This is a genomic window from Komagataeibacter oboediens (assembly GCF_003207815.1).
In the GTDB taxonomy this organism is placed as follows: domain Bacteria; phylum Pseudomonadota; class Alphaproteobacteria; order Acetobacterales; family Acetobacteraceae; genus Komagataeibacter; species Komagataeibacter oboediens.
The window spans coordinates 63002-86530 of record NZ_NKTX01000006.1 but is presented as its reverse complement, the minus strand read 5'-3'; the positions used below and the strand labels follow the sequence as shown (position 1 = coordinate 86530).

The 23529-nt window shown below is 61.1% G+C and carries 22 protein-coding genes and 1 pseudogene; 10 read left to right on the top strand and 13 right to left on the bottom strand.

The genetic code is table 11. The features are described 5' to 3' along the window. The first annotated feature begins 65 nt into the window (after positions 1 to 65). Entirely contained in the window at positions 66 to 407 is a 342-nt protein-coding gene (locus CFR80_RS05620; RefSeq protein WP_110507154.1) for an RrF2 family transcriptional regulator, read from the top strand. A 386-nt stretch (positions 408 to 793) separates the two neighbouring features. On the opposite strand, the gene CFR80_RS05615 is transcribed toward CFR80_RS05620, so the two are convergent. From CFR80_RS05615 to CFR80_RS05580, 8 genes are all read right to left on the bottom strand, one after another. Continuing rightward, positions 794 to 1369 (bottom strand): hypothetical protein, encoded by a 576-nt coding sequence (locus CFR80_RS05615; protein WP_010513211.1) that lies wholly within the window; start codon positions 1367 to 1369, stop codon positions 794 to 796. A 167-nt stretch (positions 1370 to 1536) separates the two neighbouring features. Further along, positions 1537 to 2352 carry a copper resistance protein B gene (locus CFR80_RS05610; RefSeq protein ID WP_010513210.1) on the bottom strand — a complete coding sequence of 272 codons (816 nt, stop codon included), beginning with the start codon at positions 2350 to 2352 and terminating at the stop codon, positions 1537 to 1539. After that, positions 2349 to 4202: a copper resistance system multicopper oxidase gene (locus CFR80_RS05605; protein WP_110507153.1), complete on the bottom strand. Its 1854-nt coding sequence runs from the start codon at positions 4200 to 4202 to the stop codon at positions 2349 to 2351. Before CFR80_RS05605 ends, CFR80_RS05610 begins: the two co-directional genes overlap by 4 nt. A 60-nt stretch (positions 4203 to 4262) precedes the next feature. Beyond that, positions 4263 to 4649: a hypothetical protein gene (locus tag CFR80_RS05600; protein WP_010513207.1), complete on the bottom strand. Its 387-nt coding sequence runs from the start codon at positions 4647 to 4649 to the stop codon at positions 4263 to 4265. Positions 4650 to 4911: 262 nt separating this feature from the next. Then, a complete protein-coding gene (locus CFR80_RS05595; RefSeq protein ID WP_010513205.1) occupies positions 4912 to 5250 on the bottom strand; it encodes a metal-sensitive transcriptional regulator in 339 nt (112 codons plus the stop codon). An 80-nt stretch (positions 5251 to 5330) separates the two neighbouring features. Continuing rightward, positions 5331 to 7703 carry a heavy metal translocating P-type ATPase gene (locus tag CFR80_RS05590; RefSeq protein WP_110507152.1) on the bottom strand — a complete coding sequence of 791 codons (2373 nt, stop codon included), beginning with the start codon at positions 7701 to 7703 and terminating at the stop codon, positions 5331 to 5333. A gap of 86 nt (positions 7704 to 7789) precedes the next feature. After that, positions 7790 to 9412, bottom strand: coding sequence for an ABC-F family ATP-binding cassette domain-containing protein (locus CFR80_RS05585; RefSeq protein WP_110507151.1), 1623 nt, complete (start codon positions 9410 to 9412; stop codon positions 7790 to 7792). Positions 9413 to 9505: 93 nt separating this feature from the next. Further along, entirely contained in the window at positions 9506 to 10201 is a 696-nt protein-coding gene (locus CFR80_RS05580) for a glutathione S-transferase family protein (protein ID WP_010513202.1), read from the bottom strand. Between CFR80_RS05580 and CFR80_RS19215 the strand changes: the two genes are divergently transcribed. Next, positions 10200 to 10355, top strand: a complete 156-nt coding sequence (locus CFR80_RS19215) for a hypothetical protein (protein ID WP_181418167.1) — start codon at positions 10200 to 10202, stop codon at positions 10353 to 10355. The two genes, CFR80_RS05580 and CFR80_RS19215, sit on opposite strands and share 2 nt — an antisense overlap. A 53-nt stretch (positions 10356 to 10408) precedes the next feature. Here CFR80_RS19215 and CFR80_RS05575 read toward each other — a convergent pair whose 3' ends face one another. Together CFR80_RS05575 and hmpA are read right to left on the bottom strand one after the other, a co-directional pair. Continuing rightward, positions 10409 to 10777 (bottom strand): DUF488 domain-containing protein, encoded by a 369-nt coding sequence (locus tag CFR80_RS05575; RefSeq protein WP_110507150.1) that lies wholly within the window; start codon positions 10775 to 10777, stop codon positions 10409 to 10411. After that, positions 10774 to 11991: an NO-inducible flavohemoprotein gene (hmpA, locus tag CFR80_RS05570; RefSeq protein WP_110507149.1), complete on the bottom strand. Its 1218-nt coding sequence runs from the start codon at positions 11989 to 11991 to the stop codon at positions 10774 to 10776. The genes CFR80_RS05575 and hmpA overlap by 4 nt, the downstream gene beginning before the upstream one ends. 203 nt (positions 11992 to 12194) lie before the next feature. Between hmpA and CFR80_RS05565 the strand changes: the two genes are divergently transcribed. Further along, positions 12195 to 12536: a cupredoxin domain-containing protein gene (locus CFR80_RS05565; protein WP_010513198.1), complete on the top strand. Its 342-nt coding sequence runs from the start codon at positions 12195 to 12197 to the stop codon at positions 12534 to 12536. Positions 12537 to 12538: 2 nt separating this feature from the next. Then, complete coding sequence (locus tag CFR80_RS05560; RefSeq protein ID WP_110507148.1) at positions 12539 to 13357, top strand: FTR1 family iron permease; 819 nt, start codon at positions 12539 to 12541, stop codon at positions 13355 to 13357. Between the two features lie 30 nt (positions 13358 to 13387). Here CFR80_RS05560 and CFR80_RS19755 read toward each other — a convergent pair. Then, a pseudogene (locus CFR80_RS19755) lies at positions 13388 to 13878 on the bottom strand (glycerophosphodiester phosphodiesterase family protein); the annotation flags it as partial. Between the two features lie 597 nt (positions 13879 to 14475). Here CFR80_RS19755 and CFR80_RS05550 point away from each other — a divergent pair. Genes CFR80_RS05550 through CFR80_RS05540 form a run of 3 tightly spaced genes read left to right on the top strand, consistent with a single transcriptional unit; the run spans position 14476 to position 18123 of the window. Then, positions 14476 to 15093, top strand: a complete 618-nt coding sequence (locus CFR80_RS05550) for a sorbitol dehydrogenase family protein (RefSeq protein WP_010513195.1) — start codon at positions 14476 to 14478, stop codon at positions 15091 to 15093. A 17-nt stretch (positions 15094 to 15110) separates the two neighbouring features. Further along, entirely contained in the window at positions 15111 to 16748 is a 1638-nt protein-coding gene (locus CFR80_RS05545) for a GMC family oxidoreductase (protein ID WP_010513194.1), read from the top strand. After that, entirely contained in the window at positions 16741 to 18123 is a 1383-nt protein-coding gene (locus CFR80_RS05540) for a cytochrome c (protein WP_010513193.1), read from the top strand. The genes CFR80_RS05545 and CFR80_RS05540 overlap by 8 nt, the downstream gene beginning before the upstream one ends. Before the next feature lie 588 nt (positions 18124 to 18711). Here the strand turns inward: CFR80_RS05540 and CFR80_RS05535 are convergent. Continuing rightward, complete coding sequence (locus CFR80_RS05535; protein WP_010513192.1) at positions 18712 to 20103, bottom strand: NAD-dependent succinate-semialdehyde dehydrogenase; 1392 nt, start codon at positions 20101 to 20103, stop codon at positions 18712 to 18714. Positions 20104 to 20342: 239 nt separating this feature from the next. After that, positions 20343 to 20792, bottom strand: coding sequence for an Rrf2 family transcriptional regulator (locus tag CFR80_RS05530; protein WP_048856639.1), 450 nt, complete (start codon positions 20790 to 20792; stop codon positions 20343 to 20345). Positions 20793 to 20932: 140 nt separating this feature from the next. On the opposite strand from CFR80_RS05530, the gene CFR80_RS05525 reads away from it, so the two are divergent. The 3 genes from CFR80_RS05525 to CFR80_RS05515 all read left to right on the top strand — a co-directional run bounded on the left by CFR80_RS05525 (position 20933) and on the right by CFR80_RS05515 (position 23408). Then, a complete protein-coding gene (locus tag CFR80_RS05525) occupies positions 20933 to 21685 on the top strand; it encodes an IclR family transcriptional regulator (RefSeq protein ID WP_042658746.1) in 753 nt (250 codons plus the stop codon). Between the two features lie 89 nt (positions 21686 to 21774). Next, the gene (locus tag CFR80_RS05520) at positions 21775 to 22173 is read left to right on the top strand and encodes a GlcG/HbpS family heme-binding protein (RefSeq protein WP_029329250.1); all 399 of its coding nucleotides are present in this window, start codon (positions 21775 to 21777) and stop codon (positions 22171 to 22173) included. A gap of 23 nt (positions 22174 to 22196) precedes the next feature. Continuing rightward, positions 22197 to 23408: an MFS transporter gene (locus tag CFR80_RS05515; protein ID WP_010513188.1), complete on the top strand. Its 1212-nt coding sequence runs from the start codon at positions 22197 to 22199 to the stop codon at positions 23406 to 23408. Positions 23409 to 23529 lie beyond the last annotated feature (121 nt).

Below are 23529 nucleotides of genomic sequence, written 5' to 3'. Positions count from 1 at the left end.
TGCGTCCTCAACCGCATGGACATTGATCGCCTCGATCCGCATGCTCACACGACGGACAGCAAGGCATTGTCAAGCTTGAAAAACTTTCGGATCGGGCTCTGAGCAAGATTGTCTGCCGTCTGGCGCGCAATGGTATGGTCAGCAGCCGCCGTGGCCGTACGGGCGGGCTGGAACTTGCGCACCCGACAAACAAGATCACCCTTGGGGATATTGTCCGGTTTACGGAAGCGGACATGGATGAACTGGTGACCTGTGAACCGGACAATGGAAAGGCATGCGTTCTGTCGGATGCCTGCCGGCTGCGTGGCATACTGGCCCAGTCGCTCAATGCTTTCATGAGTGTTCTGGATGGCGTGACACTTCATGACGTCATAATGGAATCCGGGCAGCGCCATATCCATCGGTGAATGGCGACCGCGCATGCCGCTTGCCTGATTCCGAATACTTCATTTTGCGGTACGGCAGTAGCACTGCTGATCCCCAGATTACGGGCTGTTACGCTGGTATTGCCACGGGACATGGCCTGTCCCATTAGCTGCTTTGGCCTGCTGACAGCCGAGCGCTGTCCGTTCTTGCCATTTCATGCCGGGTGCGGTCTTCATCGCGGCCAGTCATATGGCAGGGAAACCGTCATATTCCGGGCAAGTACAAGCCTGAATGCAGAGGGAAGCACTAACCGGCAGGGTCCGGGCAGCCGGTCAGTGTGGCGCAGGGATCGTGCGCAGCAGGACAGCGCCACCCGGTCTGCCCATGTCCGCGTGACATGGGCAGGGATGAGGTTACGGATACAAACTCAGAAGGGACGGGAGGTCGCCCGGTCCATGGCGGGTGCGGCGGTATCCACTGCCGGGGTCAGGTCCTGTGTCCGTGGGGTAGGGGCCTGCCGGTTGGTGGTGGCGGACATTTTCGCGGCACATGCCGCATCACCACGGGTCGCGACCTGAACGACAGGGGCGGCATGGCCGTTGCTGGTGCTGGTTACGGTCTGGCTGCACGGGGTGCCATTGCTGCCCCATGATATGGTTGTGACGCTCTGGTACACGCTGCCCTGTCCGTGACCGTCACGGGTATCAAGGGCAGGGGTAGGCATTGCGATTGCGGGGGTGGACAGGGTCTGGTCAATCAGCTGCATCATGTGCCGCTGGCGTGCTTCCATCGCGGCGAATTCCCGGTCCATCATCTGGTCAATCGCATCAAATGCAGGGGCTGCCTGCACCTGCTGGGGCACAAGCACGCCAACGGGCCGCCCCCTGGCGTCAACGACAGTCAGGGTCTCGGCCTGTGTCGGCTGCGTGGCAAGGCTACCGCCAATCAGTATGGTCGCCAGCGCGCATAACGCGCCTTTCTTGATAGATCCAGAGATAGGCATTTTCCCCAATCCTTCATCAGGAAAAAATCATGAATACAGATCTTCAGGCAGGATCCCCGAAGATCCCTGACGGGTGCCTGATGCACAGTCACCCACCACGGCATAAAATATAGGGTGCTGCGTGCCCATGGCAACTGTTCCTGACCGTTTCCCATGCCGGTATGGGGTCAGAACCAGCTTCGCACGCCAAACGTAAATCGCAATGCACCCGTCTCGCCACGCTGGTCGTGCACGATCCTGTGCGCCTGCGTCAGGTAACCGGCATAAGATACGGCAACATAGGGGGCGAATTTACGCCAGACCTCATACCGCAGGCGCAGCCCCGCATCGACATCCGACAGGCCCGCGCCAACCTGCCGTGCGGGATCGGATTTGGTATAAAGATTGAATTCCGCCTGTGGCTGCAGGATCAGCCGGTTGGTGAGCAGGAAATCATACGACCCTTCGATACGGGTGGCGAACCGTCCGCGGTCGCTGACATAGGCGGTCGCCTGAAATTCGAATTCATACAGTGCAAGCCCCTGCACCCCCAGCGCGCCCCATGTGCGTGTCGGCCCATCGTCAATATCCGCCCGCACGCCACCCTGCACATTGAAATAGGACGAGATCGCGCGGCTGTACAGCAGTTCATGATCCCCGTCATGCAGACGGCCGTGTTCCAGCGTGCCTTCGGTCTTCAGCCAGACCCGGTTGTAATCCGTGCCGTACCACGCTTCCCCATCCCAACGGAAATCCGATCCACCGGGGGCGTAGCGTCCTTCGAATTCATCAAGGATGCCATGGAAATAGCTGGCATGATCCATGACCGGCTTCATGTTGCCCAGATAGACGACGGGTGTTGATGACGGAGCATCGGCGGCATGATACGCCGTTTTCGTACTCCGTGTTGCCGTGGCGGTGCCAGTGGCGGCAGACCCCTGCGCCAGTGTGGGCATGACCGTGACGGGCACAAGGATGACCGCCAGAAGAAGCGCACGCGTCATGCCACGATCACCGTGCGGAACATGCCCAGTTCCATATGCAGCATCAGGTGGCAGTGATACGCCCACATGCCCGGCGCATCGACCGTGACGAGGTAGCTCAGCCGTGACCCCGGCTGGGAAATGATGGTGTGTTTATAGGGACGGTAGTCACCCTGACCATTTTCCAGTTCGCTCCACATGCCATGCAGGTGGATGGGGTGTTCCATCATCGTATCGTTGATGAGCGTGAAACGCACCCGTTCGCCCAGCTTCAGGCGGATCGGTCCTGATTCGGAAAATTTGCGGCCGTTGAAGCCCCATATGTACCGCTCCATATTACCGGTCAGGTGCAGGATGATCTCACGCGATGGCGGCCGACGGTCGGTGCCGGGGCGCGTGGCGCGCAACTGCCGGTAATTCAGTACGCGGCGGCCCGTGTTCTCCAGCCCGTCGCCGGGACTGCCCAGACGGTCCACCGGCATTTTCGCGACATTCTGGTTTTCGACATTGATGGGCGGCGGACCGGGATCATCCACTTCCATGACGGGGGTGGATGGTGCGTAATGGTCCATGTGGTCCATGTGGTCCATGTGGTCTATGTCCATATGTCCCATGTCCCCATGGTTCATGCCGGACATATCCATACCGTCCATATGGGTGTCTTTTTCCGACATGCCGGGCATATCCATGTCCTTCATGCCGTGTTCCGGTTTCATGTCATCCATGCCCATGTCACCCATTCCCATGTCGATCATGGTGCGTACCGGGCGCGGGTCCATGGGGGGGACGGGACCAGTCATGCCAGCCTGCGGGGCCAGCGTGCCACGGGCATGACCGGTGCGGTCCTCGCTCTGGGCAAAGATCGTATAGGCGCGGCTGTCGCGGGGCTGGACGATCACGTCATAGGTTTCGGCCACGCCAATGCGGAATTCATCCACCGGCACGGGTTCGACATCATTGCCGTCCGCCTGCACCACCAGCATGTCCAGACCCGGTATGCGGATGTCGAAAAACGTCATGGACGCGGCGTTGACAAAACGCAGCCGCACCCGCTCACCGGGACAAAACAGGCCGCACCAGTTCATGTCGGGCGCATGACCGTTCAGCAGGTAGGTGTAGATGATGCCCGTGACATCGGAAATGTCGGTTGCGGCCATGCGCATGCGTGACCATTGCAGCCGGTCCTTCAGTGCTGCGCCCAGACCACCCGCCGCCCGCGCTTCCCGCGGGAGGGATGCCAGCGTGCGCTGGCGAAAGACGTAGTAATCATCCTGCATCTTGAGGTTGCTGATCATGTCCATGGGCGACACGTCGGTCCATTCCGACAGCACGATGACATAATCCCGCGCGCATGCATTCGGGTCGGGACGGCGCGGATCGATGACGATGGCGCCATACAGCCCCTGTGCTTCCTGCATGCCGGAATGGCTGTGGTACCAGTAAGTACCGCTCTGCTGGACGGGAAAGCGGTAGGTGAAGGTCTCCCCCGGGGGAATGCCGGTAAAGCTCAGTCCCGGCACGCCATCCATATTGGCGGGCAGGCGGATGCCATGCCAGTGGATGGAAGTCTCTTCATCATGCAGCGTATTGGTCACGTTCAGGGTAACGTGATCCCCTTCCCGCCAGCGCAGGATGGGGCCGGGTACGGTCCCCCCGATACACGGTGCGTGCAGGACCTTGTGATCGATTTCAATACGCCTGCGGCCGACGCTCAGGTTCCATGTCGCACTGGCGGCGGCAGGGACCGCGCCCGGTGCGACGGGACTGGCGGAAGCGGGCAGGGGAAGGGCGGAAAGCAGTCCGCCCGCCCCGCAGCCCGTGACGAAACGGCGGCGTGTCAGGCCGTCCCGCGTGCGAGAGGCAGTAAACATAGGGAAAATTCCGGAAACAGGGCAGTCACACCCCACCATCCCGCCGGGATGGTGGACATATCATACGCCTGATGGCGCCTGCGCGTTCCGGTATTTTGGGGGCCGCATGGGGGGCAGCCAGTCACCGCCAGCCAGACGGGCCTGCGGCGGGGACAGGTAGGCCTGCGTGCCTGCACCGGGTTGTGGGGGCAGCAGGGTTACCGGGGGGGCGGGTATGTCGGTCGAACTGACATGGACATGACAGCACGGGTCCTGCTTATGGTGCGTGTGTACCAGATGGACAGGCGGTGCCGGTGTCATGCAATGTGGGGTAGCCGCGGCAGTGTGCGGCGGCATCATGACGGTCTGCGCCTGCGCCATGACAGGAAAGGACGCGGCCAGCAGCCCGGTCTGCATCAGCAGCCAGGCCAGCAGCCCAATCCAGATCCGGCCATGTGTCCTGATCATTCAGGGCTCCTACGCACAGGCAAGTCGCATGACAAAACGTGTCTGTATAATACCCATGGGGGGCATAAAGAAAAGCATTTTTCTGCCTGCCGGTGCAGGTGTGATAGGACAGAAACCTGCTTTACGCATGTATGGGTCAGGGCGTTTTCCAACAGGCTGCGCGTGCGGACCGTGCACATCATGAAGACGTTTCTGGCGAAGCTTTTGAAAAAGGCAGCACCCTGGACGTCCGTTTATCAACGGCCTGTTTTCAGACAGGCTTCTAGCGGATCAGCTTGCGCACGATCCCCAGCATTTCCTCAATCGCGTCGTCACCGCCATCGTCCATGACGGACTGGCGCACGCAGCCCCGGGCATGGGTGGACAGGATCTGGATGGCAACACCGTCCAGTGCTGATTTCACGGCTGAAATCTGGGTCAGGATATCAACGCAGTACCGGTCATCCTCAATCATGTTCAGCACGCCGCCCACCTGTCCCTCAATCCGGCGGACACGGTTCACCAGCGCCTTCTTGTGCGGCTGTTCGACCTTTTTGTCCGTGGGGGGCGTGCAATGCGCGCATCCTGCCGCGTCGGTCACCGGTTCTTCGTGTCTTGCCATGCGCGCCTTCGTCCATTTTGTCCTGACATGTCCATATACCGTACCATAACCCGTCCCGGGTGCCTACGGTGGGGCAGGGGTCATATCCGCCCGTCTGGCCTCCAGCGGTTGAGCAGCAGGGAATTGCTGACCACCGATACCGAACTCATGGCCATGGCCGCACCCGCCACGATCGGATTGAGCAGCCCGAAAGCGGCGAGTGGCAGACCAAGGATATTATAGATGAAGGCGAAGAACAGGTTCTGGCGGATCTTGGACAGCGTGGCGCGGGACAGGGAAATGGCATCCAGCACGCTGGTCAGTTCGCTTTTCATCAACACGATATCCGCCGTATCCAGCGCAATGGCCGCGCCCGCGCCAATGGCGAAGCTAACATCCGCCGCCGCCAGCGCCGGGGCGTCATTGATCCCGTCCCCTACCATGCCGACCACGCCGCCCCGGTCATGGCATGTCCTGACCGCCTGCGCCTTGTCACCGGGCAGCACGCCCGCAAGGTAGTCATCCACGCCTGCCTGTTTCGCAATGAACGCCGCACTGCGCGGGTTGTCACCTGTCAGCATCATGACCCGGATACCCGCATCCTTCAGCGCACTGACGGTTCGCACGGCGTCAGGACGCAGGCGGTCCATCAGGGCGACATGGCCAATCGGGTGTCCGTCGGCCGTGACGGCGATGACGGTTTTGCCGTCCTGCTCCAGTCGGGCTGTCACGTCGTCATCTGGCGCCATGCCATGCCCGGCCATGAAACGGGGGGACCCGAGGCAGGCTGGTGCGCCATCCACCATGGCTGTGACACCCATGCCCGGTATGGCGCGGAAATCGACAATCGGCAGGGCCGCGACGCCTGCCGCCGCGGCATGATCGACAATGGCGCGGGCCAGCGGGTGTTCGGATTCCTGTTCCAGCGTGCGGGCGATCTGAAGCAGCCTGCCGGTGTCCATTCCCGGCGCGGGCACAACGTCACTGACGGTTGGCCTGCCTTCGGTCAGGGTGCCGGTCTTGTCCATGATGATGGTGGTCAGCCTGTGTGCCTGTTCCAGTGCATCCGCATTGCGGAACAGGATGCCGCAGCGCGCGCCCAGTCCCGTGCCCACCATGATGGCCGTGGGCGTAGCAAGCCCCAGCGAGCACGGGCACGCAATAACCAGAACGGACACGGCGGAGACCAGGCTCCATGTCGCATCGCCCGTTACCAGCCAGCCCGCCACGAACGTGACCAGTGCAATGACAAGGACGGTGGGCACGAAGATATTCGATATCCGGTCCACCAGCCGCTGCACGTGCGCTTTTGACCCCTGCGCCTGTTCGACCATTTTCACGATATGCGCCAGCGCCGTGTCATGTCCCACGCCGGTGGCGGTGGCGCGCAGCACGCCATTGGTATTGATGGTGCCCCCGAACACCCGCGCGCCTGCCTGCTTGAACACCGGCAGGCTTTCACCCGTCAGCATGGCCTCGTTGACTTCGGACGTGCCGTCGCGCACCGCCCCGTCAACCGGAATGCTCTCGCCGGGACGCACCACGAATGTATCGCCCACGCGCACATCCGCCACCGGGCGGTCCACCGTCGCGCCATCAACCAGCACATGCGCAAGCCGTGGCTGCAGCTTTAGCAGCCTTTCCAGTCCCGCACCGGTCCGGTCCCGCGCGCGCGCTTCCATGAGCCTGCCCAGGGAGATCAGGGTGATGATCGCAACGCTGGCTTCGAAATACACAGGCTGGTGCAGGTGGGCGATCACGACAATGGCGCTGAAGACATGTGCGATGGTGGTTCCCATCACGACCAGCACATCCATGTTGGCGCCGCCGCCGCGCACGGCGTTCCACGCGCGCTGGTACAGATGGCGCGCACCGTAAAACTGTACCACACCCGCCAGCACAAGTTGCAGCCAGCCGGGCATCATGTACATGGCCCCGAAGGGCATCAGCGCCATCTGTACGAAAAATGGCAGGGACAGGACCAGCAGCAGCACGAAATGCGCGCGTTCCGCCTGCCATGCGGCAAGACGCCGGGCCTGCGCGTCATCCGGCGTGCCATCATCCACCCGTGCTGCGCCGAAACCGGCCTTTTCAATGCGGGCGATGAAGGTGTCCGCATCCACAATGCCGGGCACGAACATGATATGCGCCCGTTCGGTAGCAAGGTTCACGCTGGCCTGTGTCAGGGGCAGGCGGTTGAGGATCTTTTCAATCCGCGCCGCGCATGCTGCGCACGACATGCCGGTAATGGACAGGTCCACGCTGGTTTCATCCACCGTGAAGCCCGCCTTGCGGATGGTGGCGACAACGGCGCCGATCGTGGCGGCAGGCGCATCAAGCACCACCTGTACGCGCCCGGTTGCGAAATTGACGCTGGCGTGCACGCCGTCCTGACGGTTGAGGATCTTTTCAATACGCGCGGCACAGGCGGCGCACGACATGCCGCCCACGGGAAAGCTCATGGTCTGGGACACTGTGGCGCTCCTTCGCGTATTCTCCCCTGATTTATACCCCCCAGTGGTATTTTCAAGGCGCAGAGGCAGGTCCTGCGCAGTTGTGATCAGGCATGCAGTCCCGGCGCTTCCTGTCCGGTATTCGCGACATATTCACTGTACCCGCCATCATACTGATGAATCCCGTCGGGGGGCAGTTCCAGCACCCGGTTGGACAGCGCGGACAGGAAATGCCGGTCATGCGAGACGAACAGCATCGTGCCCTCGTACCGGGCCAGCGCGGTGATCAGCATTTCCTTGGTTGCGATGTCCAGATGGTTGGTCGGTTCATCCAGCACCAGGAAATTCGGCGGGTCAAACAGCATCAATGCCATGACCAGCCGCGCCTTTTCCCCACCCGACAGCACGCGGCAGCTTTTGTCCACCTCATCACCGGAAAAGCCGAAACTGCCCGCCAGTGCGCGCAGCGATCCCTGACTGGCAAGCGGGAAGGCATCATCCAGTGTTTCGAACACCGTGCGGCTTTCATCCAGCAGGTCCATGGCGTGCTGGGCGAAATAGCCCATTTTGACACTGCCCCCCAGTGTCACAGTGCCTGCGTCGGGCTGCGTGGTGCCGGTCACCAGCTTGAGCAGCGTCGACTTGCCCGCGCCATTGACACCAAGGACACAGCACCGTTCCCGTCGCCGGATCAGCAGGTCAAGGTTATGGTAGATGACGCGCTCGCCATACCGCTTGTCCACGCCGCGCAGCCTGACCACGTCCTCGCCCGATCGTGGGGCGGGCGGGAACTCGAAGCTGACTGCCTGCCGCCGCTTGGGTGGTTCGACGCGGTCAATCTTTTCCAGCTTCTTCACGCGGCTCTGCACCTGTGCCGCGTGGGAAGCGCGGGCCTTGAAGCGTTCGATGAAACTGATTTCCTTGGCCAGTGCCGCCTGCTGGCGGTCAAACTGGGCCTGCTGCTGCTTTTCGTTCTGGGCGCGCTGCTGTTCATAGAACTCATAATCGCCAGAGAAGCTGGTCAGGCTGCCGCCATCAATCTCGATCACCTTGTTGATGACGCGGTTCATGAAGGCCCGGTCATGCGATGTCATGAGCAGCGCGCCGTCATAGCCCGACAGGAACTGTTCCAGCCAGATCAGGCTTTCCAGGTCGAGATGGTTGCTGGGTTCATCCAGCAGCATGACATCAGGCCGCATGAGCAGGATGCGCGCGAGTGCCACGCGCATTTTCCATCCGCCCGAAAGCCGGCCCACGTCGCCATCCATCATTTCCTGACTGAAGCCAAGGCCGTGCAGCACTTCGCGCGCCTTACTGTCCAGCGCATAACCGCCCAGTTCCTCAAAACGGGCCTGCACCTCGCCAAAGCGTTCAAGGATGCTGTCCAGCTGGTCCATCTGTTCGGGGTCGGCCAGTGCCGCTTCCAGTACCGCCAGTTCGGCCGCGACTTCGGACACCGCTCCCGCGCCATCCATGACTTCGGCCACGGCGCTGCGGCCGGACATTTCACCGACGTCCTGACTGAAAAAGCCGATGGTGGCTCCGCGATCGACCAGGATAGTGCCCTCATCGGGTTCGTCCTGCCCGGTGATCATGCGGAACAGCGTGGTCTTGCCAGCCCCGTTCGGGCCGACAAGGCCGATCTTCTCCCCCTTCTGTAACGCAGCTGAAGCTTCGATAAAGACCAGACGCTGGCCATTATGCCTGGTGATGCTGTCAAGACGAATCATGGAACCTCGGGCGGGTGGGAGTACGCGCGCACTTAATACGAACGCGCACGCAGCGTAAACCATGGCCCGTCGGTGCCAGACGTCTGCCCCGGATCAGGATGCCGTTTTTCCTCCGGCATTGGCATAGGCATATTTCCCGCCCCGCAGCAGGGCGCGCTGATAGGCGGGACGGTCATGGATGCGGCGCAGGAATGCCCCCACGTGCGGCCGGTTATCGGCAGCCCCGGCGCGGGCGGCGGCGGTCTCCAGCGGGAAGCTCATCTGGATGTCGGCGGCGGTGAAGTCATCGCCCGCGAACCATTCACTTTCCGACAGGCTGCGTTCCCAGTAATCCATATGCAGCTTGACCTGCGGATTGATGACCGTCCGCTGTGCCCCGCATGCGATCAGGAAGGCGAACGGGCGTAGCGGCAGGGGGGCGCGTTTTGGCAACAGCCCGAATATCAGCTTGAGCAGCAGCGGCGGCATGGCGGAACCTTCCGCATAATGCAGCCAGTATATGAAACGGATGTACTCCGGCGTGCCCCGCGCGGGCGCCAGTCGGCCATTGCCGTATTTGTCGATGATGTATTCGATGATCGCCCCGCTTTCGGCCAGCGTCACGTTCCCGTCCGTATCCGTTATGACCGGCGCCTTGCCCAGTGGATGGACGGTTCGCAGGGACCTGGGGGCCATCATGGTTTTGGGATCGCGTCTGTAAAACCGGATGTCGTAGGGAATCTCCAGTTCTTCCAGCAGCCACAGGATCCGTTGTGAACGTGAATTGTCCAGATGATGCACGGTAATCATGGTACGCGATCCTTCCCGGTTGGCAGGGGCCCCGCCCGTTGCCGCCTGTCGTGACTGGCTGGCAGTGGCACGGGTGTGGCGTGCCGGTCAGGGCGGTGTCGATGACCTGCTAAAGGGGGCGATCACGGCTTTGGTTCCGCATGTTGTCCTGTGACGGGTCGGAATATGGACATGCCGCGGGCAATATGCGGGACATGACGTGATGCGTCAGGCCCCGTGGTCTATCCGGTTGCGCAGGTACGTAGCAAGGACGATCGCCTCGTTATGCTGCGTATCCCGTGCGCCGTACAGCAGGGTGACGGTACCGGCGCGGACCATGTCCAGCAACTGTTTCACAGGTTGGGGATTGGCCTGCAGTTCCGTAATATAGCGCTTCTGGAATTCGGCCCACCGTGCCGGGTCGTGACCAAACCACTGGCGCAGTCCGGTACTGGGCGCAATATCCTTCAGCCATAGTGTCAGGCTGGCGCGGTCCCGGCTGACCCCACGGGGCCACAGGCGATCCACCAGCACGCGACTGCCATCATCCGGTTCAGGCGGGTCATAAACCCGCCTGACACGAATGCCAGTCATCATGCCGCCCCGGGGAGCGCCGCATCCGCCGCCGAACCGAAAAACTCGTACCGGATATGGCCGTCGGGCACGCCTGCGGCCTTCAGTGTCGCGACGGTATCGCGCATGAAACCGTCGGGACCGCAGATGTAGTAGGTCGCAGCCCTGTCGATTTCCTGCGTCAGCCATGCCGGTGTCATGCGGCCTGCATGCAGGGTGACGCCTGTGGCGTCCTGCGCTGCCTGCGGTGTGGCGCGGCTGTAGAATATGTCGGCGCGCAGCATGCCCCTTGCGGCAAGGTCACGGATGGCGGGACCAAAGGCTTCCGTCCCGGGCGTGCGGGTGGTGTGAACGAAGCGCACGGGTTTTCTGGCCGTACTGGCGTCCAGCGCGCCCAGCATGGACATGAAGGGCGTAAGGCCGACACCCGCGCTGAGGAACACGATGGATGCAGGAGCCGGGTCGCCCAGTGTGAAGTCACCCGCCGGGGCGGAGACCTGCAGCACCGTGCCTTCCTTCACGCTGTCATGCAGCCAGTCGGAGACGACGCCATTGTCGATACGGCGGACGCTTATGCGGTAGGAGGCTGAGCCGGGGGCGGAGGAAATGCTGTAATTGCGCCGTTCGGCGCCATGGCCCGGCACGTCGAGGCGGAAACTGAGGTACTGCCCCGGCACATGGCGCATGACGGGTCTGCCGTCCTGGGGCACAAGTTCAAACGATGTGACGGTTTCACTTTCCACCACGCGGCGGCTGACACGGAAGGGACGCCAGCCAACCCATCCGCCCGGGGCTGCGGCATGGGCTACGTAAATCTGTTCCTCGCGCCCGATCAGGATTTCAGCAAGGAACCAGTAGGCCTTGCCCCACGCGTCCATGATCTCGGGTGTCGCGGCATCCCCCAGTACATGCGCGATGGCGCCCAGCAGGGCATCCGCAACATACGGATAATGTTCGGGCAGGATGTTCAGGCCGACATGCTTTTCCGCAATGCGTTCGACCGCACCGGCCATGACGCCCGGGTTGTCGATGTTGCGGGCATAGGCCAGCACCGCAAGCGCCAGCGCCCTTGGCTGTTCCCCGTCTTTCTGGTGCGACATGTTGAACAGGTCACGAATGTCCGGATTGGCCAGCAGCCGACGGTACATTTCCGTCGTGATCGCCAGGCCGTGTGCCTCCAGCGCGGGGACACAGGCCGTGATGATGCCGCGGGTCTTGTCATCCAGTGGGGACGCCATTCCTGATTTCCTTTAAAGATATATAATATCTACATCTTATTGGCGTCTATAAAGATGTCAATAATTTATATCTTATCAAGATGTATATCCTTTATGCGTTGCCCGTATCATCGAAGATGCTCAGGCAGCCTGAAAGCCGGCTGCCTTATAATTGACACTGAGACTAAATCGCATAACATGCGCGCACTGTTGGAGTGTGCCGTATGCGTTACGTATCCGTTCTGTCATGTGTCTGGCTTGCGGCGCTTGCGCCTGTCCCGGCGGCATGGGCGATGGAGCCTGTGCACCTGGAGGTGAAGGATCACCATTTCACCCCGGACCATATTACGGTTCCCGCCGGGCAGCGCTTCCTGATCACCCTTGATAATCATGATGACACGACGGACGAATTCGAAAGCTATGATTTGAAATTCGAGAAAATCGTGGTGTCCGGCGGGACGATTACCGTGCATGCGGGGCCGCTGCATCCCGGGACTTACAAGTTTTTCGATGACTACCACCCCGACCAGGCGACGGGCACCGTTACCGTGACACAGGAGCCCTGATCATGCTGGGAAGTCTGCTGATCGTATTCCGTGAGGTCATGGAAGCGGGACTGATCATCGGTATCGTGCTGGCGGCGACGCAGGGCATTCCGGGACGTGGGCGCTGGGTTGCCGGTGGCATTGCGGCAGGTGTCGCGGGGGCCGCGATCGTAGCAGTGTTCGCAGGCAGCCTGTCTGCCGCGCTGTCGGGCAATGGGCAGGACGTATTTTCCGCCACCATCCTGTGCATTGCAGTGCTCATGCTGGGCTGGCACACGGTATGGATGACCCGCCATGGCCGCGAAATGGCAGGCGACATGAAAACGCTGGGGGCGGAGGTCGTGTCTGGCGAACGCTCGCTTGCCGCCATGGCCGTTGTCGTGGCGGTGGCCGTGCTGCGCGAAGGGGTGGAGGTTGTCCTGTTCCTGTATGGCATTGCGGTTTCGACCCATTCCGGGCCTGTGGCCATGCTGACGGGTGGAGCGCTGGGTATTGTGGCGGGAGCGGCGCTGTCGTGGTTGCTGTACCGTGGCCTGATCGTCATTCCGCTCAGCCGCCTGTTCGGGGTGACGGGACTGCTGATCGCCTTTCTGGCCGCAGGCATGGCCAGTCAGGCGGCGGGCCTGCTGGCGGGGGATGATCTGATCCCCGCCTTCGGTTATGAGGTATGGGATACGTCGTGGCTGCTGTCTGATGGCAGCATAGTCGGACGCGCGGCCAAGGCGCTGCTGGGATATTCCGACCGGCCCATGGGTGTGCAGGTCATGACGTGGGTGGTGACGCTGGCGGTCATGATCACCGCGACCCGGCTGGTGCGCGGGCGGCCTGCGACACGGGCCTGATGGCTGGTGGGCCTGATCCCGCAGGGGAAGGCGTCCGCTGGCGGGGGCATCGGTAAAGAAGCCGTCAAGACCCATGTCCAGATCGCGTCGGATTTCTGCGATTGATCCCTGCGGGTTTCCGGCATTGTCCCCGCGGCATTGCGCAGTTGCGCAGGCAGGAAGCAGTTTTCGGTGCGGAGGGTGTAGGAATGTACCAGTAGCCCGCCCGGTGCGCGTCATCAATCAGTGATGTGGGTGTACTCCACGCGCCATCTGCGTCGCGTGGTATGATGTCCTTATTGGACGGTCCGATGACATCCGCATAATCGCGCAGGTGCCGTAAGTCGTCCGGGGGCATGAGGTTGCCAAAGGCCAGCGGGGTCGCTGTGCCCATCGTATCGGGAACATGTTCCGCCCGTTCCCCCATGAGCAGCATGAGACGCGCCTGCCTGTGGGTTGATGGCTGGAACCCGTCTGTGCATCGGGGTGGTTTCGAAGGACTGGACCTCCAGCGGGCAGTCCCGGGCGTAGGCTGCCAGCGTGTGTTCGGGACGCAGGGCGGCCGAGCCATGATGCGCCATGATACAGGGCAGGGGCGCCAAGGATGGTGCCGCCAGAATCCGCCGTGCTGACATGGCGGCCATGCCCGACAAGGCACGGAGGAAAATGTGAGATCCAGCGGATAAGGGCGATGCCGGGCCGGTATTGTTCATGAATGGCCGGTGGTGTCATGGTTGATGGAATGCCATTCCATACGGTCGGTGGCGCGGCCCATTCGGTTGTGCATGGGTCGTCTCGGCCAAGTAATGATGCGGGCTGGATGCAGATTATTTCCCTGCGCATGGGTATTGTTATGACATACCGGATGTGTGGACGGGCGTGCCTGTAATGATGTGTGATCCATTGTGCTGACAGCTACCTGTAAAGCATAAGGAGTTCTTTACAAAACATGTCTGTACAGCTGTCCCGATGCTTTTACTCGCTGAACGTGAAACTGCTATACGTTAATATGGGGGAACAAAAGGTTGCAGGAGCACGGGAAGTGGCGTTATCGGTGATGTCACTATTGCATCCCGCATGGCCATGCCTGTTTCTTCCGGCATTCCTGCTGGACCAACATGCATGAGAGGCGACGCTAGATGGCTGCAGACCGGCCCTGTTTTCCCACCAGTATCCACCTGTCCACCCCCAATGCCATACGGATGAACCGCGCGCTGCGCATGTCGCGTCGTGACATGCTGCTGGGCGCAATGGGGGCCGCCGCCGTGGTGCTTGGCGCGGGCCGGGGCGTTGCCGCCACCCCGGAAGGGGAAGATGCGGGGGTGCCGCTGTTCCTTGAACTGTCGCGGCGGCTGACCGATCGCGACGCGCTTGATGCCCGCATAGGCGGCGCGCTGTACGCCCGGATCATTCAGGCGGTGCCCGAACGCCGTGACCAGATCCAGAAGCTGCATGACCTGATGGCAGGCGGAAAATTCGACAGCGCGCGTGCGCTGGCGACCGCGGCCGAACAGAGTGATCCCGTGTTCAAGGACGTGATCCATGACATCATGACGGGCTGGTACCGTGGCGTGGCGGATGAAAAGGTGGTGGTGTACCGCTCCGCGCTGATGTTCGATATCACCAAGGATGCCATCTATCCCAAGACCTATGCGGCGGGCGGGCCGTTCTACTGGACCCAGACCCCACCGGAAGTGGCTGTTCCAACTGGCGAACCTGCCCTTTCGCCTTCAAAATTCGTTGTAGAACCCACCTGATATCCGGAGCATCCTCCATGCCTTCCGAACAAGACCTTTCCGCGGACGTCGTGATCGTCGGATCCGGCGTCGCCGGCAGTTCCATTGCCAATGAACTGGCGCGCGCAGGTATTTCCGTCATCGTGCTGGAAGCCGGCCCGCGTGTCGACCGCCAGCATTTTGTCGATAATTTCCGCAATCTGGAAAACAAGCCCTCCTATCAGGGGCCGTTTCCCTGTGTGCCATGGGCCGAACATCCGCCCAACCAGATCACGCCCAACAAATACCTGCATACGACCGGCCCGGATGCCGAAGCCTACCAGCAGGTATACCTGCGCATGATGGGGGGCACGACATGGCACTGGGCCGGGTGCGCATGGCGGTACCTGCCATCGGACTTTGAACTGAAGACCCGCTATGGGCAGGGCCGCGACTGGGCGCTGAAATACGACGATCTCGAGCCATTCTATTATCAGGCCGAGGTCATGATGGGTGTATGCGGGCCGGACCCGGCGGTGGAAGACCTCGGATCACCACGCAGGCAGCCCTATCCGATGGAGGCGCTGCCCATTTCCTATGCGGCGGAGCAGTTCCGCAACCTGATCCGGGAAAAGACCCCGTATCGCGTCGTGCACGAACCGCAGGCCCGTAACACGCGCCCTTATGATAACCGCCCGACCTGTGAAGGGCACAACAACTGCATGCCGATCTGTCCCATCGGGGCAATGTATAACGGTAGTTATTCCGTGTACCATGCGGAAGCGGCGGGTGCGAAGTTCGTGCCCAATGCCGTGGTGTACCGGATCGAGCGTGACAGCGCGAACAAGCGCGTCACCGCCGTGCATTATTACGATCCCGACAAGGGATCGCACCGTGTAACCGGCAAGTATTTCGTCATTGCGGCGCACTGTATCGAAACCGCGAAGCTCATGCTGTTCTCCGCCGATGAGCAGAGCCCCGACGGCATCGCCAACAGTTCGGGCCATGTCGGGCGGAACATGATGGACCACACCGGCGTGCAGGTGACGTTCATCAGCGGGGACAAGGCCCTGTGGCCCGGCCGTGGCCCGCTTGAAACCAACGTGATCGACAACTTCCGCGATGGTGACTGGCGAAATGAACGCGGTGCGTATCTGGTGCATATGGTTGATGACAACCAGGTGGACCTTGCAACCGCCCTGGCCATTTCCAAGGGATATGTCGGGCGTGAACTGGAAGAGCAGATCCGCTACCTCGCATCCCATACCGTGCGGCTGTTCAGCCACAACGAAGGGCTGGCCGATCCGGACAACCGGCTGACGCTGAGTGCCACGTACAAGGACGCGCTGGGCATTCCGCACCCGGAAGTCTATTACAAGCTGCCTGAATACACGGTGAAAAGCTGTGATCACACCCGTGGCCTGTTCAAGGACCTGATCGGTCTCATGCATGGCACGGATGAGCAGTGGACCCCCGGCTACTTCCCGCAGGATCATCCCGCCGGCAGCACCATCATGGGCACGGACCCCAAGGATTCCGTGGTCGATGGTTTCTGCCGCACGCATGACCATGAAAACCTGTTCATCGCGAGTTCGTCCGTCTTCTCATCGGTCGGAACCGGCAACATTACCCTGACGGTTGCAGCACTTGCCTTGCGTGTTGCCGATACACTTAAAAAAGAACTCGCCCATGCCTGACGTTACACGCAAGATCCTGTGGTCGGTTCTGGCCACGGGCACTGCCCTTGCTTCCTTGTCCGCAACACCTGCACGTGCGGATGACCCTGCGGTCGCCGCTCCTCCGGCAGCGCCTGCTGCACCGGTGGCAGAATCCACGACGCCTCCCCCGGCAGATCTTCTGGCGCGTGGCGAATACATTGCCACGGCGGGGGACTGTGTCGCCTGCCATACCGCGCCGGGGGGCAAGCCTTTCGCAGGTGGACTGCGCATTACCACGCCCATGGGGGACGTCGTTTCGACCAACATCACCCCTGACCCCGACCACGGGATCGGGAAATATACGGAAGAGGATTTTGAAAAGGCCGTGCGCCATGGCATCCGCCGTGACGGCAGCCGCCTTTATCCCGCCATGCCGTATGTATCCTATTCCGGCATGACGGATGATGATGTGAAGGCGATGTACGCCTGGTTCATGCATGGGGTGAAGCCGGTGGCGGTTACCCCGCCGGTGACGGAACTGAATTTCCCGGCCAACCTGCGCATTACCATGGCGGTGTGGAACATGGTTGCAGGCAGTGTCGAGCCTGAAACCGGGGATTCCGCCACGTATGACAAGATGCGCCGTGGCAGGTACCTGGCCAATGCCCTTGCGCATTGCGGAACCTGCCATACGCCGCGCAACATGATGTTGAGCGAGAAGGAGGACAGCTACCTTGCCGGTGCGCCCCTTCTGGGCTGGTATGCACCCAACATCACATCCAGCAAGACGAGCGGCATCGGCAACTGGAGCGAGGATGATCTTGTCACCTATCTCAGGACCGGGCACGTCGCGGGGCTGAGCCAGGCCGCAGGACCGATGGGTGAGGCGGTGGAACATAGCACCAGCCGTCTGACGGATGATGACCTGCATGCCCTTGCCGCCTATATCCTTCAGGTCCCGGCCAAGGAAGACGAAGCCGAACATGGCCCGCGTGAACGCTTCGGGCAGGCGATTGATACGCCGGATATCCGTTCGGGTGAACTGACGCGTATCGACAAGCTGGATGAAATGACTGGCCCGCATATTTACGATGCGAACTGTGCGGCCTGTCATGGTGACAATGGCGCGGGAACCAGTGACCATTATGCGCCGTCGCTGTTCCACAATTCGGTTGTGGGGTCCGCACATCCGGATGACCTGATCATGACGGTCCTCAATGGCGTGGACCGGACGGCAGGTGGCCTGCATGCCTTCATGCCCGGCTTTGACCATGGATCCGATGTCCAGCGGCTGAGCAATACCGAGATCGCCGCACTGGTCAATTACGTGACCGCTACGTTTGGCAGTGGCGACCATGGTGTGACGGCGGATCAGGTGGAAAAAATGCGCAAGCAGCTGCCCAAGACCCCCTGATACACCACATGATCCCGACAGATCCCTACGCCGCCGAAAATGGCGTAGGGACCTGTCGGGTTTTTGTTATGCATTACTCATGAATGTCAGGGCGTACAGGTCCGCCATCGGGCCGGGATCTATATTTCGATTATATTTGGACATATGCTGTGTCTGCTGTGATGCAGGAAGCCTGATGGCCGGTTTTGTTCTTCTGGAATGTGAACGGATGGCGATGAGACAGTAAAAGGAATTTTTTACTGATCCGTATTCTGATCGACTTACAATTCTGCTTGATAAGAAATAATAAAAGTTTCTGAATGTCGTCTTTGCAAGAAGGCAGCATTCTCTGAATGCTTTTTGGAAAAAGCTTTACCAAAAATTTCTTGCTGATTTTCAGGGTATCTGGATCAGTTTTTCAACTGTTCCACTGCTTCTGTCCATGCGTAGCCAGATGTGCTGCGGGGTAAAGACAGAGATATGTAATAACTTGATATTATAAAGAAGTATCTGATCCAATAAATCCAGACTGGCCACTGGCGGCCATGTGGGCCTGCCAGTGGCGCGGCCTGTCTTTATGACAGGCCGCGTGTCCGGTTTCTGGTCGGATCAGAACGGGGCATCAATGTCCACGACGTCGATCAGCTTGTGATTGACGAATTCCTTGATGCCGAGGCCGATCAGTTCGCGGCCGTAGCCCGAACGCGCCACACCACCGAAGGGCAGATCGGCCTTCACCATGGTCGGATGGTTGACATACACCATGCCGGTATAGATCTGTTCAGCCACCTTTACGCCACGCTGCGTGTCGCGCGTAAAGACGGCGCCGCCCAGCCCGTAGGGGGAGTCATTGGCAATACGGACGGCGTCCGCATCATCCTTGGCGCGGTAAAGCTGCGTGACCGGACCGAAGAACTCCCAGTGACGGGCTTCATTGTCCTTGTGCAGGTTGGTCATCAGCAGCGGGCGGAAGAATGCGCCCTTTTCGGGAACCGGCGCGCCAATGACTTCAACAACCGCACCATGCTTCTTGGCTTCCTCAACCTGCGCCATCAGGTCGTCAGCCGCCTTCTGCGACGACAGCGGTGCAAGCGTGGTGGCCGGGTCCATCGGGTCGCCGGCCTTCAGTTCGGCCACGCCCTTCTTGTACAGTTCGACAAACCTGTCATAAATCGCGTCGGCCACGATCAGGCGCTTGGCGGATACACAGACCTGACCGGCGTTCCAGTGGCGACCGAACACGGCCCACTTCACGGTCTTTTCCAGATCGGCGTCATCCAGCACAACGAAGGCGTCGGAACCGCCAAGTTCCATGGTGGACTTCTTCAGCGCCTTGGCCGCGACACCTGCGATGATGGTGCCCGCCCCTTCGGAACCGGTCAGGGCAACGCCGCAGACGCGCGGGTCGCTCAGGATCATTTCGGTGTGATGGCGTGCGGCGTACAGGTTACGGAACCCGCCCTTGGGCAGGCCGGCTTCGACCATCAGGCTGTCAAAGGCGGCAGCGCACTGCGGCACGTTGGATGCGTGCTTGAGCAGCACCGTGTTGCCGGCCGAAAGCTGCGGCGCGATGATGCGGGCGATCTGGTAGTACGGGAAGTTCCAGGGTTCGATCGCGAACACGATACCCTGCGGCTGGTGGATCAGGACGGCGTCGCCTTCCTTGGGGTCCGCGACCGGCAGCTTTTCCGGTGCCAGCAGGCGTTCGGCATGCGTGGCATAGTATTCAAAGATTTCCGCCGACAGGATGGTCTCGGCCTTCGCTTCGGCAAAGGTCTTGCCCATTTCCAGCGTCGCCAGGCGGGCATATTTGTCGATATCGCGGCGCAGGATCTGGCCCGCTGCCGTCATGACCTTCGCACGTTCGGCAAAGGAGGTGTGCCGCCATGTCTTGAAAACATCATATGCTTCGGTCAGCGCCGTCTGGACGTCCTGATCCGTCGCATTGGGAAACGTCTTGAGCGTTTCGCCAGTATAGGGGTTGGTGGTTGCGTAAGCCATTAGCAGTATGTTCCTCAGAGTTTCGTCAGAAAGTATATATTTCACCCGCAGGCGTGCAAGAATCGTTTCAGGTATCACCAACCCTGCGAACGTGCAAAAAACCATTGTCCCGTAGGGTGGGGAAATAGCCGGTGGGCAGGGAAAGTGCCGGGTTTCTGCCACTTATGTCCGGTCCGGCCGTGTGTGGACTGCAATTGTAAAATGGAGTTTATTCCACAGCGCAAACGGGTATATGGCCGTCAGTCGGGCTGGGGGCGGTGCAGGCGCTGGCGTTCCTGGTCTGTTATGACATCGGCAAGGGTATAGCGGTCCATGACCCCGATGAAGGAGCCAAGTGCTTCCCCCAGCACGCCGCGCAGGCGACAGGCATCGGCCAGGATGCAGGCCGCCCTGCCATCCGCCGCGACCGGCTGCATGCAGCTGACCAGCGCCATGTCTTCTTCCGTATGGCGCACCACGTCACCCAGTACGATGGTCGCCGCCGGTCGGCCCAGCTTCAGCCCGCCATTGCGCCCGCGGATGGTTTCGACAAAACCCGCCTGGCCAAGCCGGTGGATGATCTTGACAAGGTGGTTTTCCGAAATGCCATAGGCCTGCGCCACTTCACGGATTGATGTCAGGCGATCCGTATGGATCCCCAGATAGATCAGTGTCCGCAGGGCGTAATCGGTATGCAGGGTCAGGCGCATGAGTGAAGATATATACTATCTGCATATTATTGCTAGGGCCATGCAGTCACATGGGTCTACAGGTTCCCATTCCGCCGGGGCCGCGCGGAACGGGGAATGCGCCATGACGGGCCACGTCATGCGACAGAACAGAGGGCAGAATGCCCATATATAGCCGGGAAAGGTCCGCTGTGGAAAAAACACCCCGCCTGATCCAGTCCATTGAACGGTCCGCCGCCATTCTGGAAATCATTGCCCAGAAAGGCGGCCATGCACGCCTGCAGGAAATCGCCGGGACACTGGGGCTGGGCAAGACCACGGTGCACAACATTCTCCAGACGCTCGACCATCTGGGATACGTGCAGCGCAGGCAGGGGGACGTGCGTTACCATCTGGGTGGCCGTATCCTTAACCTTGCGCGGATCGCGGGGGATGACAACGTCCTGCGCGCGCGACTGTACCCGGTCATGACCGCCATTGCACGTGACAGCGGCATGACCGTCTATCTGGCTGCCCCCAGTGGGGATGAGGCCGCATATCTGGAAGTGGTCGACTGCCATGACCCGGCGGTGGATGGCAGGCCGCCACTGCATGAACAGCTGGAAGGGTCGGCGGTTGGGCTGGTGTTCCTTGCATTCGTGCCCGGCCTGCGCAAGCGGGTCATGACGACCCGGGCGCTGGATGTGGATACCCTGACCCGGATCGAGGAAGTGAGGGTGAAAGGATACGCCATTGATATCGAGGCCTGTCGCCCCGGCTGGAACTGTGTCGCCATACCGTGGCGCGAAAAGGGGGAAGTCCGTGCCAGCATCGGCCTGACCGGCCCGGCGGCGCGGCTGCCCCATGCGCGCCTGGTGCGGCTGGGGTGGATGATGATGCGGCATGTGGAACGCGCTGCCGTTCAGCAATGTTGAAGAAATGACGCTGGCGAACATTTGCATGTTCCATTCTGTCCGGGCGCGTCTACCCTGTTGTCCTGCTTCGTCAACCAGAGGTTCGCACCGTGCATCTTTCCTGTGCCATGTCCCTGCTTGCCGCCGCCCGCGCCGCGGCGGAGCGTCTGGGTGTTACCGTCAGTATTTCCATTGTCGATGCCGCAGCGTGGCCCATGGCCTTCATCCGCATGGATGGCTGCCCGTTGGGTGCGGTGGAGGTCAGTCATAAAAAGGCGCGTACGGCCATCCTGTTCCAGATGGACAGCGCCGATTTCGCCACCATCGCGCACCCCGATGGTGGGGCCTACAGTCTGGAAAACACCAATGGCGGCCTGACCAGCTTCGGTGGTGGCGTTGTGCTGAAGGGGGGGGATGGCACCATTATGGGCGCAATTGGCGTATCGGGGGCCAGTACGGAAGATGACATTGCCATCGCCCGTGCCGCCGCGACACGGCTTGCGGCCTGAGTATCCTGTGTGGATGGTGCATCATGTCAGATAACACGCAGGCCAAAGGCGCGATCACGCAGGTCGCGCCGCCCCATGGCAGGGCAGCCGCTTTCCTCATCCTGACCTTCGGCACGTTTGTCGTTGGAACGGGGGAGTTCGCCATCATGGGCATGCTGCCCGAATTCGCATCCTCCCTCGGCCTGTCCGTGGCCGATGCCGGGTATGTCATCACCGCCTATGCGCTGGGTGTCGTGATCGGTGCGCCGCTGATCACCATTCTGGGCGCACGGCTGTCGCGCCGCGAACTGCTGCTGGTGCTGCTGGTTCTGTTCTGTTTCGGGAATGTCCTGAGCATCGTTATGCCCACACCGGGACTGGTGGAGGTCGCGCGCTTCATTACCGGCCTGCCGCACGGTGCGCTGTTCGGGATTTCGGCGCTGGTTGGTGCGTCCATGGTGGAACGGGCGCGACGGGGCTGGGCCGTGGGGCGGATACTGTCGGGCATTGCCATTGCGACCCTGATCGGTGCGCCGTTTTCAACATTTGCCGCAAACCACCTTGGCTGGCGCGTTGCCTACCTGATTATCGCCATCCTTGGCTTCGTCACGTTCGTGGGGGTGTGGCGCTACATTCCGGCGGACCAGCCAAACCGGCAGAATTCCCCGCTCAGGGAAGTCAGGGCGATGGGTAACCTGCAGGTGCTGCTGACGCTGTTGACCGCTGCCATCGGCTTTGGCGGGATGTTCACGATCTATACGTACCTGACCAGCGTGCTGCAGAACGTGACCCATGTGCCGGAATGGGAAGCCATGGTGTATATGGTGGTGTGGGGCGCGGGCATGCTGGCGGGCGCCAATGCGGGCGCATGGGTGGTTGACCGCAATCTTGACCTCGCAGCCCTTATGGCGCTGGCGGGCAGCGCGGTGGCCATGCTGGTGTTTCCTTATCTCCTGCACAGCGATATCGCCCTGCTGGTGGATGTGTTCGTGGTGCCCGCCTTCGTCAATGCGCTTGGGCCTGCATTGCAGACACGTCTTATGGATTTCGCGGGGGATGCGCAGACGCTTGCGGCCTCGCTCAATCATTCCGCGTTCAATATTGCCAATGCGGTAGGGGCTGCAGGGGGCAGCTTCCTGCTGGCGCGGCAGTTCGGCTATGGTGCGCTGGGCTGGGGCGGGGCGCTTTTCTCAGTGGGCGGGCTGATCGTCTATCTGTTCGCGCTGATCATGCTGAAACGGCGCGCGGACGCCTGATACGTCAGCCATGGCCATTGCAGGTACCTGTCTGAAGGCGCTCCGGGTCATATCAGGGGCTGTTGCCTGTTCCCGCACGGGCGACAGCCGGAATGCCTGATTATTCTGCCGTCAACGGGCC